Below are 15,974 nucleotides of genomic sequence, written 5' to 3'. Positions count from 1 at the left end.
GAAGCCAGCCCCTCACCCCCGCATCAGCGCCTCGATCGCGTCCGGCTCGACGGGTACGTCGCGCGTGATGAGTTCGCAGCCGGTGTCGGTGACCACCGCGTCGTCTTCGATGCGGATGCCCAGGTTCCAAAAATGCGCGGGCGCGCCACTGGAGGGGCTGACGTACAGGCCGGGCTCGATGGTCAGCACCATGCCCGGGCGCAGGATGCGGCTGGGGCGGTCGCGGATGATTTCGCCGCTGAGCGAGTCCCGCCGCTCGCTGGTCTGGCCGACCTCGCTGGGCTCGACGTAGCTGCCGACGTCGTGCACGTCCAGCCCCAGCCAGTGGCCGGTGCGGTGCATGTAGAAGCGAAAGTAGTGCCGCTGCTCGATCACGTCGTCCAGGTGACCGACGTCGTTGCGGTCGAGCAAGCCCAGATCCAACATGCCCTGGGCCAGCACCTTGACCGCCGCGTCATGCGCGTCGACGAAGCGCGCACCGGGCCGGGTGGCGTCGATGGCGGCTTGCTGCGCGGCGCGCACCAGCTCGTACAAGTCGCGCTGCGGGCCGGTGAAGCGTCCGTTGGCCGGAAAGGTGCGGGTGATGTCGCTGGCGTAGCCGTCGAGCTCGCAACCGGCGTCGATGAGCACCAATTCGCCCGCGCGCACCGGAGCTGCGTCGGCGCGGTAGTGCAGCACGCAGGCGTTGGCACCCGCAGCGACGATGCTGCCGTAAGCGGGGTATTGCGAGCCGTGGCGACGAAATTCGTGCAGCAGCTCGGCGTCCAGGTGGTATTCGCGCACGTCCTCGCCGGCGCGGATCATGGCCGCGCAGCGTTGCATGGCGCGGACGTGGGCGTGCGCGCTGATGCGTGCGGCGCGGCGCATGACGTCGAGCTCGTGCGCGTCCTTGATGAGTCGCATCTCGTCCAGCAGCGCGCACGCGTCGCGCAGCGCCTGCGGGCACAGCACGCCGTAGCGCACGCGCGCGCGCACCTTCTGCAGCCAGCCCTCGATGCGTGTCTCCAGCCCGGCGTGGGTGGCAAAGGGATACCACACGCTGCTGCGGTTTTCCAGCAGCGGGGGCAGGCGGGTGTCCAGTTCGTCGACGGGATAGGCCTCATCGACGCCGAGTGCGGCGGGGGCCGCCTCGGGCCCGAGGCGGTAGCCGTCCCAGATTTCGCGCTCCAAATCCTTGGGCTGGCAAAAGAGCGTGCTGTGGCCGTCGGCGGTCAGCACCAGCCAGGCGCGCGGCTCGGTAAAGCCCGTCAGGTAGTAGAAATAGCTGTCGAAGCGAAACAGGTATTCGCTGTCGCGGTTGCGGATGCGCTCCGGCGCGGTGGGGATGATGGCGATGCCGCCATCACCGAGCTGGGCGGCCAGGCGTGCGCGCCGCTGGGCGTAGAGGGTTTGGTGGGGAATGGGGGTCGTCATGGCGGTGATGATAGGCCGTCGCGGTTGAGCGCCGCCAAGCGCTCGGGCGTGCCCACGTCGGCCCAGGTGCCGCTCCAGACCTCGGCCGTGACGCGGCCCTCGGCCATGGCCCGCCGCAAGACGGTGGCCAGCGGTGCGCTGACGCCTTGTGGGTTGCCGGCCGGGATGTCGCACCAGGGCGGCGCAAACAGCGCACGCCGCAGCAGCGCCACGCTGGAGTAGGTCCAGCGCGGGCGGGGGTCGTCGGCGGGCAGGTCGAGCGCGCGCCCCTGTGCATCCAGGCCAAAGTCGCCCCGGGGATGGTGCGGCGGGTTGGGCACCAGCCACAGATGGGCCAGCGCGTCGCTGGCGGCAAAGCGTTGCCGTGCCGCCGCCTCGAACGGAAAGTCGGGCATGAACACGTCGCCCGCCGCCAGCCAGAAGACCTCTTCGAGATGCGGCAGCGCGCGCGCGATGCCGCCAGCGGTCTCCAGCGCACGGCCGAAGTCGCGACCTTCCATCGAATACGACAGGGTCACCGGGCCGAACGGGCTGCGATAGGTGTGACCCAGGGCGGCTGGGATGCGCTCACCCAGCCAGGCGGTGTTGATAAGCACCTGCCATACCCCCGCGCGGGCCAGTGCGTCCAGGTGCCAGGCCAGCAGCGGCCGGCCGCGCACGGTCAACAACGGTTTGGGGCAGGTGTCGGTGAGCGGGCGCATGCGCTCGCCACGGCCGGCGGCCAGCAGCAGGGCGTCGGCGCGCGTCGTCGCGGGCGGGGTGGGGTGACGCATGGGGGGATTTTGACTAAAATCAAGCAACGGGTTTTCTTTCACTGCCACTGTTCAGGAGTCGTCCATGGCGCAAGCCCCCTCCACCGAGCACACTGCCGACGCGGCCGATCCGGCCGAAGCGATCGTTCACGTGATTCCCTGGCTGATCCCGGTGGCCGGCGCCATTTTGATGTTCTTGTTGGCCTTCATCGCCGTGGTCATGGCCTGACGGGTACCGACCTGGCCTGGCCCGGGCCGGTGCCTGGGTGGGCCTCGTTCGCCAAGCCCCTCCTTCTTCGGTCCCGCCGGGCGTCGGTCCGGCGGGATTCGTTTTTCGGCCGCCCGCCGCCACGTCACGGGGCTGTCATGATGCGATGCAAATTTTGCATGACGCATGCGACGAAAGTCAGCCACCGTGCAGCCCCGCTTTCTACAATGCCGTCAACCCCGTCATGCCGATGCGCGTCCAGGCCAACCCGTGGGCGCGCCGTTCTTGGTTTGCCACCGGCATCCCCGGTGGCGGGCGGCGGGGCGGGTTCGCAGGCGGCGTGCGCGTATCGGCCGCCTTTGTCCACTGGTTGCCGCGATCTGGTCGTGGGCGCAGCGGCGCCCTTGGTCCAGACCGTGTGAGTATGGGTGTTTGCCTCCATGAATGCTCCCGTGATGCAGGGCCTGCCGTTGCATATTCCTGCGTATGTTCAACATCCGCGCCTGATAGCCTGGGTGGCCGAGATGGCCGCGTTGTGCAAGCCCGATCGCATCGAGTGGTGTGACGGCAGTCAGGCCGAGTACGACCGCCTGTGCGACCAGATGGTCGCGGCCGGCACGCTCAAGCGCCTCGACCCCGTCAAGCGCCCCAACTCTTATCTGGCGTGGACCGATCCGTCCGACGTGGCGCGGGTCGAGGACCGCACCTTCATCTGCTCGGCGCGGCCCGAGGACGCGGGCCCCACCAACCACTGGATGGCCCCCGACGAGATGCGCGCCATCCTGCAGCACGGGCGCGACGGCCAGCCTGGCCTGTTCGATGGCTGCATGCGCGGCCGCACGATGTATGTCATCCCGTTCAGCATGGGGCCGCTGGGCTCGCCGATTGCCCACATCGGCGTCGAGCTCACCGACAGCCCCTACGTGGTGGTCAACATGCGGCTCATGACCCGCATGGGCCGCGCCGTCTATGACGTGCTGGGCCGCGATGGCGACTTCGTGCCGTGCATGCACACGGTGGGCGCCCCCTTGGCGCCGGGGCAACGCGACGTGCCGTGGCCCTGCAACCCGACCACCAAATACATCGTCCACTACCCCGAGACGCGCGAGATCTGGTCCTACGGATCGGGCTATGGCGGCAACGCGCTGCTGGGCAAAAAATGCCTGGCGCTGCGTATCGCCTCCGTCATGGGGCGCGACCAAGGGTGGCTCGCCGAGCACATGTTGATTCTGGGCGTGACCAGCCCCGAGGGCAAGCGCTACCACGTTGCCGCCGCCTTCCCCAGCGCCTGCGGCAAGACCAACTTCGCCATGCTTGTGCCGCCCCAGGGCTTCGACGGCTGGAAGGTGACTACCATCGGTGACGACATCGCGTGGATCAAGCCCGGGCCGGACGGGCGCCTGTACGCGATCAACCCGGAGGCGGGCTATTTTGGTGTCGCACCCGGCACCAACACGCTGACCAATCCCAACTGCATGGCGAGTCTGACGCGCGACGTCATCTTCACCAACGTGGCGCTGACCGACGACGGCGACGTGTGGTGGGAGGGCATGGGCGAGCCGCCGGCGCATTGCCGGGACTGGCAGGGGCGCGACTGGACGCCCGCTGACGGCGCAGCGGGCCGCAAGGCTGCGCATCCCAATGCCCGCTTCACCGTTGCCGCCACCAACAACCCTGCACTCGATGCGCATTGGGACGACCCGTCGGGCGTGCCGATCGACGCTTTCATCTTCGGCGGGCGGCGCTCCGATACGGTACCGCTGGTGACCGAGGCGCGCAGCTGGCAAGAGGGTGTCTACATGGCGGCCACCATGGGGTCTGAGACCACGGCAGCGGCTTTCGGGGCGCAGGGCGTGGTGCGCCGCGACCCGTTTGCCATGCTGCCCTTCTGTGGCTACCACATGGGCGACTATTTCCAGCACTGGCTGAACATGGGGCGGCAGTTGCAGCAGAGGGGCCACGCGCTGCCGCGCATCTTCTGCGTCAACTGGTTCCGCAAAGATGCCGATAGCCGTTTCATCTGGCCTGGCTACGGCGAGAACATGCGCGTGCTGCGTTGGATGATCGACCGCCTGGAGGGCCGCGCTCCGGGGGTGGAGCACGCGCTGGGTATCAGCCCGACCTACGACGAGATGCACTGGGACGGATTGGCCTTCGGGCGCGACCGCTTTGACGCCGTCACCCGAATCGAGCGCGACCACTGGGTGCGCGAGTTCGACATGCACCAGGCGTTGTTCGACCAATTGGCAGACCACTTGCCGGCTGCACTGGCTGACACGAAGGCCCAGCTGGCTCAGCGCCTGCTGGGCTGATGAGCGGCCGCGCCGGGCGCGGTCGCGGTGTTCAGACGTAGAACAGGCGGTAGCGCTGCCCGCTCGGGAAGGCGGCCAGCCCGCGGGGGCTGGCGGCCCCGATGTGCTGCTCCCGGGTAGGGAGCGAGATTTCTGGCCCCAGTGGCGCCAGCGCACGGGCCCAGGCTTGCGCCGGGGTTTCCTGGCGCAGGCGCATGGCGGCCAGCTCGGCCTGCAAACGGGCATCGTGCCGCGCCAATGCCTGCGTGCGCGCCTCGGCGCGTGCCCGCGCCCGTCGCAGCGCCCAAGCGTTGAGGGCTGCCATGGCGCGATGGGCAGCGTGGCGCGCGGGGCTGGCCAGCAGCAGGCTGCCCAAAAAGACCACCGCCCACATCAGAACCCAGGCGGCCAGCAGATGCCCGTCGGCCCAGGTGTCGATCAGGCGTTCGGTCACCACCGCCAGCGCGGCGACGCCCGCGGCCAACAGCAGCGTGGCCAGCGCCCGCGGCGCCACCGCCCGACGCGCCGCATCGACGTGCGACGCGCCGGCCGCCGAGGGAGAGGTAGAGGTCAGCGAGGGGTTCATGGTCGACTCCGTGAATGCTGCGTTGCAGCAAATGTGGCCCTATACTAGGGTTTTCCCGGAGTGATGGCAACTGATTTTTCGGAATGTCATACATTCATCCGAAGAATGAATGAACTCAATTTCCGCACGCTCGACCTGAACCTGCTGCGCGTGTTCGACGAGGTGATGGCCGAACGCAACCTGACGCGGGCGGCGCACAATCTGGCCCTGTCGCAACCGGCGGTCAGTCACGCCTTGCGCCGCCTGCGCGAGGCGCTGGGCGACGACTTGGTGCGGCGTGCGGGCTACGGGGTCGAGCCCACACCGCTGGCGCTGCAGCTGTGGCCAGCCGTGCGCGAGGCGCTACAGCGGTTGCGCGAGTCGCTGGCGCCGGGAGCGTTCGACCCCGCGCGCGCGCAGGACACGTTCGTACTGGCCATGGCCGACGCCACCGCGTCCAAGATTGCACCGGGGTTGGTGGCGATCCTGGACCGCGAGGCACCGGGCGTGACCCTGCGCGTGCTGCCCCTGACGACGCGCGATCCGCGCCCGCTGTTGGAAGACGGTGGGGTCGATCTGGCGATCGGCTACTTTCCGGGCGTGCTGGCGGAGCTGGGCGCCACCCACTTGCAGGAGCAGGCGCCGCGCTTTCTGTCGCGGCGCCTGTATGAGGGGCACTACGTGGTCGTCATGCGCCGCGGGCATCCGCTGGCCCGGGGGCCGCTGACGCTCGACGCGTATTGCGCGGCCCGTCACCTGCTGGTGAGCTTTTCCGGGCGGCCGTTCGGTTTCGTCGATGAGGCGCTGGCTGCGCGCTCGCGCCGCCGGCGTATCGTGCTGACCGTCAATCAATTTTTTACCGCTGGGCAGGTCGTCGCGACGTCAGACCTGCTGACGGTGTTGCCGCGCCACTTTCTGAGCAGCACCGGTCGGGCGGCCGAGCTGGCGGTGCAGCCGTTGCCGATCGAGGTGCCGGCGGTGCACGTGGACATGCTGTGGCACCGCTCGCGCGAGGTCGGCAGCGCCCAGCGCTGGTTGCGCGAAGCGGTGGTGCGCGCGGTCGCCGCGGCCCCCCACGAGGACGCCTGCTGATGCGCCTGCAACTGTTGTCCGACCTGCATCTGGAGGTCAACCCCGATTTCGTGCCGATGCCGGCGCCCGGTGCCGACGTGCTCGTGCTGGCGGGTGACATCGGCTCGTACCAGCGCCGCAGCGACGGTTCGGTGTGGGCAGTGCCCGACTGGGGTTTGCGCGCCTTTTCGCCCTTGCCGCAGTATGGTGCCTGGCCGACCCCGGTGCTGTACGTGCCGGGCAACCACGAATACGACGGGCTGGACTGGGACGAAGCGCACGCTGCGCTGCGTGCCACCTGCGAGCGGCTGGGCATTGTTTGGCTGGAGCGCGAGGCGACCGTGATCGACGGCGTGCGCTTCGTGGGCACGACGCTGTGGGCCGACTACGACGCGCTGGCCGAGGTGCCGCTGCTGCGCCGTGGGCGGCCACGGCCGATCGCCGATGCGCAGGCCCACCGCTTGCGGCAGCGCGAGCGCGCGTTTCGAGCAGCCAATTTTTACCTGACCAAAATGGCCACGCAACGCGCCGGTTGCTTGTTCGACGCCGCCGCCATGCGCGAGGAGGCCCTGCGCTGCCAAGCATGGTTGCGCGCGGCGCTGGCCGCGCCGTTCGATGGCCCCACCGTGGTGGTGACGCACTTTGCGCCTTCCCTGCGCAGCGCGGATCCCCGCTATGGCCTGCAGCCGGGTACGGCGGGGTTTTGCAATGCGCTCGACGAGCTGCTTGCGCAGGCGGACCTCTGGTTGCATGGTCACCTGCACTGCCGACACGACTACCGCGTGGGCCGCTGCCGGGTGGTGGCCCAGCCGCTGGGGTATGCCGACAAGGACGAGCAGGCCGGCTTCGATCCGACCAAGCTCATCGACGTGCCGCCCCCGCACGCACGGGTGCCTGGGGCCGCCGGCGGCGGGTGATAATGCGCGCCGGGGTATGGCATCCATGTTGAAGCGCATTCGCGTCGAAGACGTCCGCCTGGGCATGTTCATCCACGGGTTTGCCGGATCGTGGCTGGATCATCCGTTTTGGCGCAACCGGTTTTTGCTCGACGATCCCGAGGATCTGCGCCGCATTCGCGCCAGTGCCGTGCGGGAGGTCTGGATCGACGTGGCCCAGGGCGCAGACGTGGCCGACGATGCCGTGGTGACCGCCGAGGCGCCCGACGCCGCCGAGGTGGAGTCGCCCGCTGCCGTTGCGGCGCCGAGGCCCGCAGACCTCGCTCCCACCCCCCACGATGTCGAACTGCAGCGTGCGCACCGATTGCTGCACAGCGCCCGCGATGCGGTGGCCAGCATGTTCCGCGATGCGCGCATGGGGCGCGCGATCGACCGCCAGGTCATGCAGGCGGTGGCGGCCGACATTGCGGACTCGGTCACGCGCAACAGGGGGGCGCTCATCAGTTTGGCGCGTCTGAAGACCGCCGACGACTACACCTACCTGCACTCGGTGGCGGTGTGCGCGCTGATGGTGGCGCTGGCGCGCCAGCTTGGCCTGCCGGACGAGCAGGCGCGCGCGGCGGGCTTTGCTGGCCTGCTGCACGACGTGGGCAAGATGGATATTCCGCTGGAGATCCTCAACAAGCCTGGCAAGCTCACGGACGACGAATTTGCCATCGTGCGTGAGCACCCGCGCCGTGGCTGGCAGCGGCTGCGTGATGCGGGCATCACGGACGACGTGGCGCTGGACGTGTGCCTGCACCACCACGAGCGCATGGATGGCAAGGGCTACCCCGACGGACTGGCCGGTGAGGCGATCACGCTCGTGGCCCGCATGGGCGCGGTGTGCGACGTGTATGACGCGATCACGTCCAACCGGCCGTATAAGGCGGGCTGGGACCCGGCCGAGTCGCTCAAGCGCATGGCGTCGTGGCAAGGGCATTTCGACACGCGGGTATTCCAGGCGTTCGTGCGCAGCCTCGGTATTTACCCCACGGGGTCGCTGGTGTTGTTGAGCAACGGGCGCTTGGCCGTGGTGACCGAGCAGTCGCCTGACAGCCTGCTCAAGCCCGTGGTCAAGACGGTGCTGTCGACCCGCTCGGGGGAGCGGGTCGTGCCCGAGCGCATCGACCTGTCGGCGCCGGGCTGCCGCATCACCATCGTGCAGCGCGAAGACCCGGCGCAATGGAAGATTCCGGACCTCGACGAAATCTGGTCTGGCATCCCTGGTTTGGGTCGGGCCTGAGGCACTGCTGCGAAGCCCCCAGCTCAGCCGGCCATCGGCTCCAGCGCCCGTGCGGCCGCCTCGCGCAGCGCGCGAGTCAGTCGCGCCAGCACGTCCGAATCCAAGTTCCAGCAGTGCCAGTACAGCGGCACCGTGTAATGGCTGTCCGGTGCCACGTCCACCAACGTCCCCGCCGCCAGCGCCGGGCCCGCCACCAGCCGGGGCACCACGGTCACGCCCCAACCGTCCAGTGCGGCGCGCACCTGCCCCTCGGACGACGGCACGTGGCACTGCTGCAGCCCGACTTGCGTCAGTCCAAACGTCTGGCAGACAAAGTCGCGTTGCAGATCGTCCTTGCGGTTGAAGGCGACGAAGGGTACGCGGTGGAAGTTGTGGCGCGTCAGCCGCCCCTGCAGCGCGCTGGCGGCGAACGCCGGGCTGGCGACGGTCACGTACGCCATCCGGCCCAGGGGCTCGAGCCGACAGCCGCGCAGTGGCTGCGCCAGCGACGTCACGCAGCCCATGACCTGCCCCTCGCGCAGCCACTCGTGCGTGAAGTCCTGGTCGTCGTGGATGATTTCCAACGGTACGCCATCGCGCACCAGCGGCGTGACCGCGGGCAGCGCCCAGCTCGCGATGCTGTCGGCGTTGATCGCCACCGAGACGCGGCCTTCGTCGCGCGCGCGATGCGCCAGCGTCGGGGCTAGCTCGCGCAAGTCGTGCTCCAGGTCCGCGCGCAGCAGGCGCATCATCTTGGCGTGCTTGATCAGCAACTGGCCTGCGGGCGTGGGCTTGAGCGGGCGGCTGCGCACCAGCAGCACGGTGCCGACTTGCGCCTCCAGCGAGCGCAGCCGCTGCGAGACGGCTGACTGCGTGATGGACAGCCGCTGCGCGGCGCGCTCGAAGCCGCCCTCTTCGACGATCGCCGCCAGGCATTCGAGCGCATCGGGGTCGAAGGGGGTGCTCATGGTTGCTCCATTAGATGGGCTGATGTTACCGCCGTTTGGTGAATGATGCTTTATCTTTGTCGTGGGCTCGCGCACACTTGCGCCCATGTTGGGGGGTCGCTTGGGCCGCGCGCGGGCGCGCAGCGACCGCCGCAGGAGACGACGGATGCGAGTGGTGGTTTTGGGGGCCGGCATCATCGGCACATCGACGGCGTGGCACCTGCTGCAGCGCGGGCACGAGGTGGTGCTGGTGGACCGCCAGCCCGACGCGGCGCTGGAGACGAGTTACGCCAACGCGGCGCAGATTTCGGTGAGCTACTGCGAGCCGTGGGCCAACCGGCAAGCGCCGCTGAAGGCGCTCAAATGGATGTTCGACAAGCAAGCCCCGTTGTTGTGGCGCCCCCAGTGGGACGTGGCCCAGTGGCGCTGGTTGTTGCAGTTTCTGGGGCAGTGCACGGACCGTGCGTTCGAGCGCAACGTGGCGCAGCTGGTGTCGCTGGGGGCGTACAGCCATGCCACCCTCAAGCGCATGATCGTCGAGGCCGGCATCGACTACCCGCGCAGCGAGCGCGGCATCGCGCACGTCTACACCGACGCCCGCGCGTTCGAGGAGGCGGCGCAGGCCGCGGAGTTGATGCGCCGCCACGGCGTGCAGCGGCGCGTCGTCAGCCGCGAGGAGCTGCTGCGTATCGAGCCGGCCCTGAGGGCCGCTGGCGACCAGGTGGTGGGCGGCACCTACACGCCGACCGACGAACATGGCGATGCGCGCGTGTTCACGCAGGCGCTGGCGCGCCGGTGCGCCGAGCGTGGGGCCGAATTGCTGTTTGGCCACGATATCGAGCGGCTGGAGGTGGTCGGCGGCGCGGTCCAGCGGGTGCACTTGCGCGCCCGCGCGGACGGCACCGTGCGCGCGCTGCAGGCCGATGCGTTCGTGGTGGCCTGTGGCTCATACACCACGCCGTTGTTGGCGACGGTGGGCATTCGCGTGCCCATTTACCCGGGCAAGGGCTACAGCGCCACGTTGGCGCTGCGCGATCCGGCGCGCGCGCCGCAGGTCAGCCTGCTCGACGACGGACGCAAGATCGCGATGTCACGCCTGGGCGACCGGTTGCGTGTGGCCGGGACGATCGAGCTGGCGGGGTTCGATCTGCGCTTGGACACGCCAGTGGCGCGGGCGCGCTGCCACATGCTGCTGCAGCGCATCGAAGAGCTGTTTCCGGGCGTGGCCGACACGCGCACGCCCGAGCAAGGCGGCGAGCCGCATTTCTGGTGTGGCCTGCGCCCGGCCACGCCGACCAATATTCCGCTCATCGGCCGCTTGCCGCTGCAGCGGCTGTGGATCAACGCCGGCCACGGCACGCTGGGGTGGACGCACGGCGCGGGCTCCGGGCGCGCGCTGGCCGAGCTCATGAGCGGCCAGCGGCCGGCCGTGGCGATGGATTTCGTCGGCTTCGAGAGCCGTCGCCGAGCGGCGACGGCAGCATCGGCTCCCTCGGCCGCGGCGTGAGCGCGCCGCCTTGCGATCCTGCAGCCGCCACCGCCGGTGGTGGGGGCATGGCGGTAGCGGGCGGTGCGCCGTTGTGCGGCGCGGCACAATCGGGTCCCATGTTCGATCCTGTGCCCGAGCGGTTTCGGGCCGCTCTTGGGCGCTTTGCCACCGGCGTGACCATCGTCACCACCCGGGCGGCGGACGGCGCACCGGTCGGCCTGACCGTCAGTTCCTTCAATTCCGTCTCGCTCGAGCCCCCGCTGGTGCTCTGGAGCCAAGATCTGCGCTCGCGCGCGCTGCCGGTCTTCGAGCGCGCGTCGCACTACGCGATCCACGTGCTGAGTGCGGAACAACAGGCGCTGGCGGAGCGTTTCGCCAGCCGTGACGTGGACCGCTGGGCGGGTGTCGACTGGCAGCCCGGCTTGGGCGGCGTGCCGTTGTTGCCGGGGGTGGCTGCGGTGTTCGAGTGCCGCAGCCGCAGCCGTTACCCGGAGGGCGATCACGTGATTTGGGTGGGCGAGGTGCTGCGTTGCGCCCACGACGCTGCCGCCCCGGTGCTGCTGTACCATGGCGGGCGCTTCCACACCCATCTCTCGCCGTGACGACCGCCGTCCTCACCCAACCGCAGCGCAAGACCCGGCTCGACACCCTCGCGGTGTCGTTGCTCATCGCGTGTTGCGCGTTTTGGGGGTTTCAGCAGATCCTGATCAAGTTTGCTGGGCGCGAGATGGCGCCGCTGTGGCAGGCGTCGATGCGCATGTGGGGTGCCACGGCGCTGCTGTGGCTGTGGTGCCGCTGGCGCGGGGTGGCGTTGTTCGAGCACGACGGCTCGCTACGCGGTGGGTTGCTGGTGGGCACGCTGTTTGCGGCGGAGTTCGTCTTCATCTACCTGGGTCTGCAGTACACCAACGCCTCGCGGTTGACGGTCTTTCTCTACACCAGCCCGTTCTGGGTAGCGCTGCTGGTGCCGCGTTTCGTGCGCGCCGAGGCGCTGCGGCGCACGCAGTGGATCGGCCTGTGCCTGGCATTCGTGGCCGTGGCCGCGGCGTTTGGCGAGGCGCTGTTGCGGCCCGGCACGCCGGATCAATGGATCGGCGACGCGATGGGGCTGGCCGCAGGACTGTTCTGGGGCTTGACGACGGTGGCCATTCGCACCACGCGCATCGCCACCGTGTCGGCGGAGAAATGCCTGTTCTACCAACTGGGTGTCACAGCCGTGGCGGCCCCGCTGCTGTCGCTGGCCCTGGGCGAGACGTGGTCGCTGGACTATTCTGCGTTGGCCTGGGGGGCGGTGTTCCTGCAAACCGCGGTGGGGGCGTTTGCCAGCTACTTGGCCTGGATGTGGATGCTGCGCCACTATCCCGCGACGCAGCTGTCCACCTTTACCTTCCTGACGCCGCTGTTTGCGCTGGTGTTTGGCGTGCTGTTGTTGGGCGAGCCGTTGACGCTACAGCTCGTGTTGGCACTGGCTGGGGTGGCGCTGGGCATCGTGCTGGTCAGTCGGCGCTGACAGGCCACTGTGCCCGCTATGCCGCCTGTACCGCCTCGAATGCCGGGTACAGCGCGTCGACCCACAGATCCACTTCGGCCGCGCCGATCTGCAGGTGTTGCAGGCACGCGGGGCCATGCGCCGTCCAGTCGGCCGATGGCGGTACGTTTTCGTGTTGCTGCACCAAGTGGTCGGCCACCAGCGCCATGGCCACCAGGTGGCGCACGGTGTCGCTGTAGCGCATGTCGCCCAGGCAGGTGAAATCGTGGTGCAGCCGGATGGCCACCGCCACTGGTGCGGGCAGCCGCCACGTGCGCGCAACGATCGCGCCCACCACCGCGTGATCGGTGCGGTGGTTGGCGTTTTCGGTTTGGGTAAAGGTGCGGTCCTTGCGGGCCAATGCCTCGGCGATGGTGGCCGCGTAGCCCCGTACGCCGCGCAGCAGTACCGGCATCCCGACGTGGCAAAACAGCCCGAAGGTATATGCCAGTCCCGGGTCCATGTCGTAGAGCTGGGTGCCGATGTGTTCACAGGCGATCGCGCGCCGCGTCGAGCTTTCCCAAAAATGCGCGAGTACCGGCGACTGCACATGCAGCGCCTGCCGCGTCAAAAAACCGAGCAGCAGTTGCACCGCCGGGCGCATGCCCAGCACGGTCAGCGCCTGGCCCACCGTCACCACGGGCGTCTGTAGCCCGTACAGGGGGCTGTTGGCCTGGCGGATCAGCGCGGCCGCCATGGCCACGTCACTGGCGGCGATGGCCTCCAACTCCGCCGGGTCCGGTTCGCCGCGGGCGGTGGCCTCCTGCAGCCGGCGCAGCAGTTCCGGGCAGGGGGGAATGACGATGTCGCGCACCGGGCCCCGCGTGCGGACCTGGTCCAGCTCGGCTTCGATGGTGTGGTCGCTCATGCCGCCATTGTGCCCGCGCTTTTTGACCGTTCGGCAGCGTAGGCGACGTACCAGTCCAGGCACTGCGGGTTGGCCATCGCGTCGCGGTTGAGCACCCGCTCCAGCGGCTGGCCGAGTAGCAGCTTTTTGATCGGCAGCTCCTGCTTCTTGCCCGAGAGGGTGCGCGGGATATCGGGCGCCTGTTCGATGGCGTCAGGGACGAAGCGTGGTGACAGCGCGCGCCGGATCGCGTCGCGGATGCGCTCGCGCAGGGGCTCGTCCAGCGTCAGCCCCGGGCGCAGCACCACGAACAGCGGCATGAAGCTCTCACGCCCTAGGAATTCGAGATCGATGACCAGGCTGTCGAGCACCTCGGGCAGGGCTTCCACGGCGGCATAGATTTCGCTGGTGCCCATACGCAGGCCATGGCGGTTGAGGGTGGCGTCCGAGCGACCGTAGATCACGCAACCGCCGTCCGCCCGTACCTCCAGCCAGTCGCCGTGGCGCCATACGCCAGGATAGGTGTCGAAGTAGCTCGACAGGTAGCGCGCGTGGCCTTCGTCGTTCCAAAAGTACAACGGCATCGAGGGGATGGGGCGCACGCAGACCAGCTCGCCGACTTGGCCGGTGACGGCGCGACCGTTCTCGTCCCACGCCTCGACCGCGCAGCCGAGTTGGCGGCACTGCATCTGGCCTGGCACCTGCGGCAGCCCACGGTGGCCGCCGATGAACGCGCCGCAGAAGTCAGTGCCGCCAGAGATGTTGCACCACCAGACGGGTCCCCCGGGACCGCCAGGCAGTGCTGTGGGATCGCGGCTTCGTCCTGCCAGCGCATGCACGCGCTCGAACTGCGCGCTGCCCCAGCGCTGCACGTCCGGCGGCAGCGGCGAGCCGGTCGAGCCCAACGCGCGGATCGCCGACAGGTCGTATCCCGCGGCTTGTAGCGCCGCCAGGTCGACGCCGGTTTTCATCGCATTGCCATAAAGGGCCGCGCCGGCGCCGAAGAAGGTGACGCGGTGCCGTGCCGCAAAGCGCCACAGCACGCTCCAGTCGGGCTCGTCCTTGCGCCCGCCAGGGCTGCCGTCGTAGAGCACGATCGTGGTGCCACCCAGCAGCCCCGCGACTTGTGCGTTCCACATCACCCAGCCGGTGGAGCTGTACCAGTGAAAGCGCTCGCCAAAGCTGTTGTCGTCGTAGCTGGGGCCGATGTCGTTGTGCAGGGTCTTCAGTGCCAGCGACGTCAGCACGATGCCCCCGTGCCCATGCACGATGGGTTTGGGCAGGCCCGTGGTGCCGCTGGAGTAGACGATCCATAGCGGGTGGTCGAAGGCCAGCCATTCGGGCTCGAAAGCGTGTACGGCCGCGTCGTCGCGGTCCACCAGCGCGGTGAAGTCGTGCGTGTCGGCCACACGCTCGGCCGCATAGGGCGTGCGCAACGTGACCACGTGCTGCAGCGTGGGCAAACCCGCACGCAGCTCGCGCACCGTGGTGCTGCGGTCCAGCGGCCGGCCACCGTAGTGCACACCGTCGGCGGCGATCAACACGGTGGGCTCGATTTGCCGGAAACGGTCCAGTACCGCGGCCGTGCCCATGTCCGGCGCGCATACGCTCCAGATGGCGCCGATGCTGGCGCAGGCCAAAAAGGCCACCACCGTCTCGATGCGGTTCGGCAGGTAGGCCGCCACGCGGTCGCCGCGCTGCACGCCCAGGGCGCGCAGCCCCACCGCCAGCGCCGCCACTTGGCGCTGCAGTTCGTGCCAACCCAGCGTGCGCACGCGGCCCAGTTCGTCCTCGGCAATGATGGCGGGCTGCCCCGCGGCCTCGGCCCGCGCGACGTGGCGAAACACCTGCCGCGCGTAGTTGACCTGTGCGCCGGGGAACCAGCGCACGTGCGGCATGACGTCGCCCTCCAGCACCGCCCGGTGCGACGTGGGCGACTGCAGATCGAAGTAGTCCCACACGCTTTGCCAGAAGGCGGCCAGATCGGTGCTCGACCAGCGCCACAGCGCGTCGTAGTCGGCAAAGACCAAGCCGCGCTGTTCGTGCAACCAGGCTTGGTAGCGGTGGATTTGCGGTACGTAGGGGCTGGACATCGGGTTTGCGGGCAGCGGTGGTGCGGGGTGACAAGGGTATCGAAATCCGTAGGGTCAGCGCCGTCACCTGGGTGTCAGGCGGGGCGCTGATGGTGGAAGCTTGGTTTTCAAAGCGTTTTTAACGGTGGATTTTCAATAACCGGTTGTGATCCGGTATGTTGCCAGGGTCAGAGCACATGTATTCGAGGCAAGAAAAAAACGTGTGTTATGACAACGTCATAAAGACGCGCATCAGTGTTTACCCGAATCGGGCGTGGTCTGGTCCAAGGTTTGCAACTGGTCAGATGCATGTCTGCTGCATCCGTTCGAGGTGTACGGCGCAGCGGTCCCCAACACCTGGAGACACCCTGCCATGGAAACGTTCTACGAAGTCATGCGCCGCAAGGGCATCTCGCGACGCAGTTTCATGAAGTACTGCTCGCTCACCGCCACCTCGCTGGGGCTGGCGCCGAGCTTTGTGCCGCAGATTGCCCACGCCATGGAGACCAAGCCGCGCACGCCGGTGCTGTGGTTGCATGGACTGGAGTGCACGTGCTGTACCGAGTCGTTCATCCGCTCGGCGCACCCGCTGGCCAAGGACGTGGTGCTGTCGAGGGTGTCAGGATTTTTG

14 protein-coding genes and 1 pseudogene are annotated in these 15,974 nt (G+C 68.7%); 9 read left to right on the top strand and 6 right to left on the bottom strand.

Annotation, left to right across the window (positions count from 1 at the left end; genetic code table 11):
* Window positions 1–12: 12 nt before the first annotated feature.
* The gene (locus ACPP3B_RS05300) at window positions 13–1,413 is read right to left on the bottom strand and encodes an aminopeptidase P N-terminal domain-containing protein (RefSeq protein WP_424859940.1); all 1,401 of its coding nucleotides are present in this window, start codon (window positions 1,411–1,413) and stop codon (window positions 13–15) included.
* Window positions 1,410–2,186: a nucleotidyltransferase family protein gene (locus ACPP3B_RS05295; RefSeq protein WP_424859939.1), complete on the bottom strand. Its 777-nt coding sequence runs from the start codon at window positions 2,184–2,186 to the stop codon at window positions 1,410–1,412. The genes ACPP3B_RS05300 and ACPP3B_RS05295 overlap by 4 nt, the downstream gene beginning before the upstream one ends.
* 64 nt (window positions 2,187–2,250) lie before the next feature.
* Here ACPP3B_RS05295 and ACPP3B_RS05290 point away from each other — a divergent pair, with 64 nt between their 5' ends.
* A complete protein-coding gene (locus ACPP3B_RS05290; protein WP_299020275.1) occupies window positions 2,251–2,394 on the top strand; it encodes a hypothetical protein in 144 nt (47 codons plus the stop codon).
* Window positions 2,395–2,813: 419 nt separating this feature from the next.
* Window positions 2,814–4,685 carry a phosphoenolpyruvate carboxykinase (GTP) gene (locus ACPP3B_RS05285; RefSeq protein ID WP_424859938.1) on the top strand — a complete coding sequence of 624 codons (1,872 nt, stop codon included), beginning with the start codon at window positions 2,814–2,816 and terminating at the stop codon, window positions 4,683–4,685.
* Window positions 4,686–4,716: 31 nt separating this feature from the next.
* On the opposite strand, the gene ACPP3B_RS05280 is transcribed toward ACPP3B_RS05285, so the two are convergent.
* Window positions 4,717–5,250 (bottom strand): hypothetical protein, encoded by a 534-nt coding sequence (locus ACPP3B_RS05280; RefSeq protein ID WP_424859937.1) that lies wholly within the window; start codon window positions 5,248–5,250, stop codon window positions 4,717–4,719.
* A gap of 105 nt (window positions 5,251–5,355) precedes the next feature.
* Here ACPP3B_RS05280 and ACPP3B_RS05275 point away from each other — a divergent pair, with 105 nt between their 5' ends.
* Genes ACPP3B_RS05275 through ACPP3B_RS05265 form a run of 3 tightly spaced genes read left to right on the top strand, consistent with a single transcriptional unit; the run spans window position 5,356 to window position 8,481 of the window.
* The gene (locus ACPP3B_RS05275) at window positions 5,356–6,321 is read left to right on the top strand and encodes a LysR family transcriptional regulator (protein ID WP_424859936.1); all 966 of its coding nucleotides are present in this window, start codon (window positions 5,356–5,358) and stop codon (window positions 6,319–6,321) included.
* A complete protein-coding gene (locus ACPP3B_RS05270; protein ID WP_424859935.1) occupies window positions 6,321–7,217 on the top strand; it encodes a metallophosphoesterase in 897 nt (298 codons plus the stop codon). Before ACPP3B_RS05275 ends, ACPP3B_RS05270 begins: the two co-directional genes overlap by 1 nt.
* A gap of 25 nt (window positions 7,218–7,242) precedes the next feature.
* Window positions 7,243–8,481 carry an HD-GYP domain-containing protein gene (locus tag ACPP3B_RS05265; RefSeq protein ID WP_424860146.1) on the top strand — a complete coding sequence of 413 codons (1,239 nt, stop codon included), beginning with the start codon at window positions 7,243–7,245 and terminating at the stop codon, window positions 8,479–8,481.
* Between the two features lie 23 nt (window positions 8,482–8,504).
* Here the strand turns inward: ACPP3B_RS05265 and ACPP3B_RS05260 are convergent, their stop codons facing one another.
* Window positions 8,505–9,428 carry a LysR family transcriptional regulator ArgP gene (locus ACPP3B_RS05260; RefSeq protein WP_424859934.1) on the bottom strand — a complete coding sequence of 308 codons (924 nt, stop codon included), beginning with the start codon at window positions 9,426–9,428 and terminating at the stop codon, window positions 8,505–8,507.
* A gap of 145 nt (window positions 9,429–9,573) precedes the next feature.
* Between ACPP3B_RS05260 and ACPP3B_RS05255 the strand changes: the two genes are divergently transcribed.
* The 3 genes from ACPP3B_RS05255 to ACPP3B_RS05245 all read left to right on the top strand — a co-directional run bounded on the left by ACPP3B_RS05255 (window position 9,574) and on the right by ACPP3B_RS05245 (window position 12,406).
* Entirely contained in the window at window positions 9,574–10,914 is a 1,341-nt protein-coding gene (locus ACPP3B_RS05255; protein WP_424859933.1) for a D-amino acid dehydrogenase, read from the top strand.
* A 98-nt stretch (window positions 10,915–11,012) separates the two neighbouring features.
* On the top strand, window positions 11,013–11,498 hold the full coding sequence (locus ACPP3B_RS05250; protein WP_424859932.1) for a flavin reductase family protein: 486 nt from the start codon (window positions 11,013–11,015) through the stop codon (window positions 11,496–11,498).
* On the top strand, window positions 11,495–12,406 hold the full coding sequence (locus ACPP3B_RS05245) for a DMT family transporter (RefSeq protein ID WP_424859931.1): 912 nt from the start codon (window positions 11,495–11,497) through the stop codon (window positions 12,404–12,406). Before ACPP3B_RS05250 ends, ACPP3B_RS05245 begins: the two co-directional genes overlap by 4 nt.
* Before the next feature lie 16 nt (window positions 12,407–12,422).
* On the opposite strand, the gene ACPP3B_RS05240 is transcribed toward ACPP3B_RS05245, so the two are convergent.
* On the bottom strand, window positions 12,423–13,292 hold the full coding sequence (locus tag ACPP3B_RS05240) for an HDOD domain-containing protein (RefSeq protein WP_424859930.1): 870 nt from the start codon (window positions 13,290–13,292) through the stop codon (window positions 12,423–12,425).
* On the bottom strand, window positions 13,289–15,364 hold the full coding sequence (locus tag ACPP3B_RS05235) for an acetoacetate--CoA ligase (protein ID WP_424859929.1): 2,076 nt from the start codon (window positions 15,362–15,364) through the stop codon (window positions 13,289–13,291). The genes ACPP3B_RS05240 and ACPP3B_RS05235 overlap by 4 nt, the downstream gene beginning before the upstream one ends.
* Window positions 15,365–15,716: 352 nt before the next feature.
* Between ACPP3B_RS05235 and ACPP3B_RS05230 the strand changes: the two are divergent.
* Window positions 15,717–15,965, top strand: a pseudogene (locus ACPP3B_RS05230) (twin-arginine translocation signal domain-containing protein); the annotation flags it as partial.
* Window positions 15,966–15,974 lie beyond the last annotated feature (9 nt).

The sequence above is a fragment of the Tepidimonas sp. HKU77 genome, from assembly GCF_049728535.1.
GTDB lineage: Bacteria > Pseudomonadota > Gammaproteobacteria > Burkholderiales > Burkholderiaceae_C > Tepidimonas.
The sequence above is the reverse complement of the archived record's forward strand: the minus strand, read 5'-3'. Positions and strand labels throughout refer to the sequence as shown.

What these genes read in the sequence shown, in the direction of transcription:
- ACPP3B_RS05255 (WP_424859933.1), top strand. Translation starts at nt 9,574, where the DNA reads ATGCGAGTGGTGGTTTTGGGGGCCGGCATCATCGGCACATCGACGGCG.
- ACPP3B_RS05300 (WP_424859940.1), bottom strand. Translation starts at nt 1,413, where the DNA reads ATGACGACCCCCATTCCCCACCAAACCCTCTACGCCCAGCGGCGCGCA.
- ACPP3B_RS05260 (WP_424859934.1), bottom strand. Translation starts at nt 9,428, where the DNA reads ATGAGCACCCCCTTCGACCCCGATGCGCTCGAATGCCTGGCGGCGATC.
- ACPP3B_RS05285 (WP_424859938.1), top strand. Translation starts at nt 2,814, where the DNA reads ATGAATGCTCCCGTGATGCAGGGCCTGCCGTTGCATATTCCTGCGTAT.
- ACPP3B_RS05235 (WP_424859929.1), bottom strand. Translation starts at nt 15,364, where the DNA reads ATGTCCAGCCCCTACGTACCGCAAATCCACCGCTACCAAGCCTGGTTG.
- ACPP3B_RS05270 (WP_424859935.1), top strand. Translation starts at nt 6,321, where the DNA reads ATGCGCCTGCAACTGTTGTCCGACCTGCATCTGGAGGTCAACCCCGAT.
- ACPP3B_RS05250 (WP_424859932.1), top strand. Translation starts at nt 11,013, where the DNA reads ATGTTCGATCCTGTGCCCGAGCGGTTTCGGGCCGCTCTTGGGCGCTTT.
- ACPP3B_RS05280 (WP_424859937.1), bottom strand. Translation starts at nt 5,250, where the DNA reads ATGAACCCCTCGCTGACCTCTACCTCTCCCTCGGCGGCCGGCGCGTCG.
- ACPP3B_RS05275 (WP_424859936.1), top strand. Translation starts at nt 5,356, where the DNA reads ATGAATGAACTCAATTTCCGCACGCTCGACCTGAACCTGCTGCGCGTG.
- ACPP3B_RS05295 (WP_424859939.1), bottom strand. Translation starts at nt 2,186, where the DNA reads ATGCGTCACCCCACCCCGCCCGCGACGACGCGCGCCGACGCCCTGCTG.
- ACPP3B_RS05265 (WP_424860146.1), top strand. Translation starts at nt 7,243, where the DNA reads ATGTTGAAGCGCATTCGCGTCGAAGACGTCCGCCTGGGCATGTTCATC.
- ACPP3B_RS05240 (WP_424859930.1), bottom strand. Translation starts at nt 13,292, where the DNA reads ATGAGCGACCACACCATCGAAGCCGAGCTGGACCAGGTCCGCACGCGG.
- ACPP3B_RS05290 (WP_299020275.1), top strand. Translation starts at nt 2,251, where the DNA reads ATGGCGCAAGCCCCCTCCACCGAGCACACTGCCGACGCGGCCGATCCG.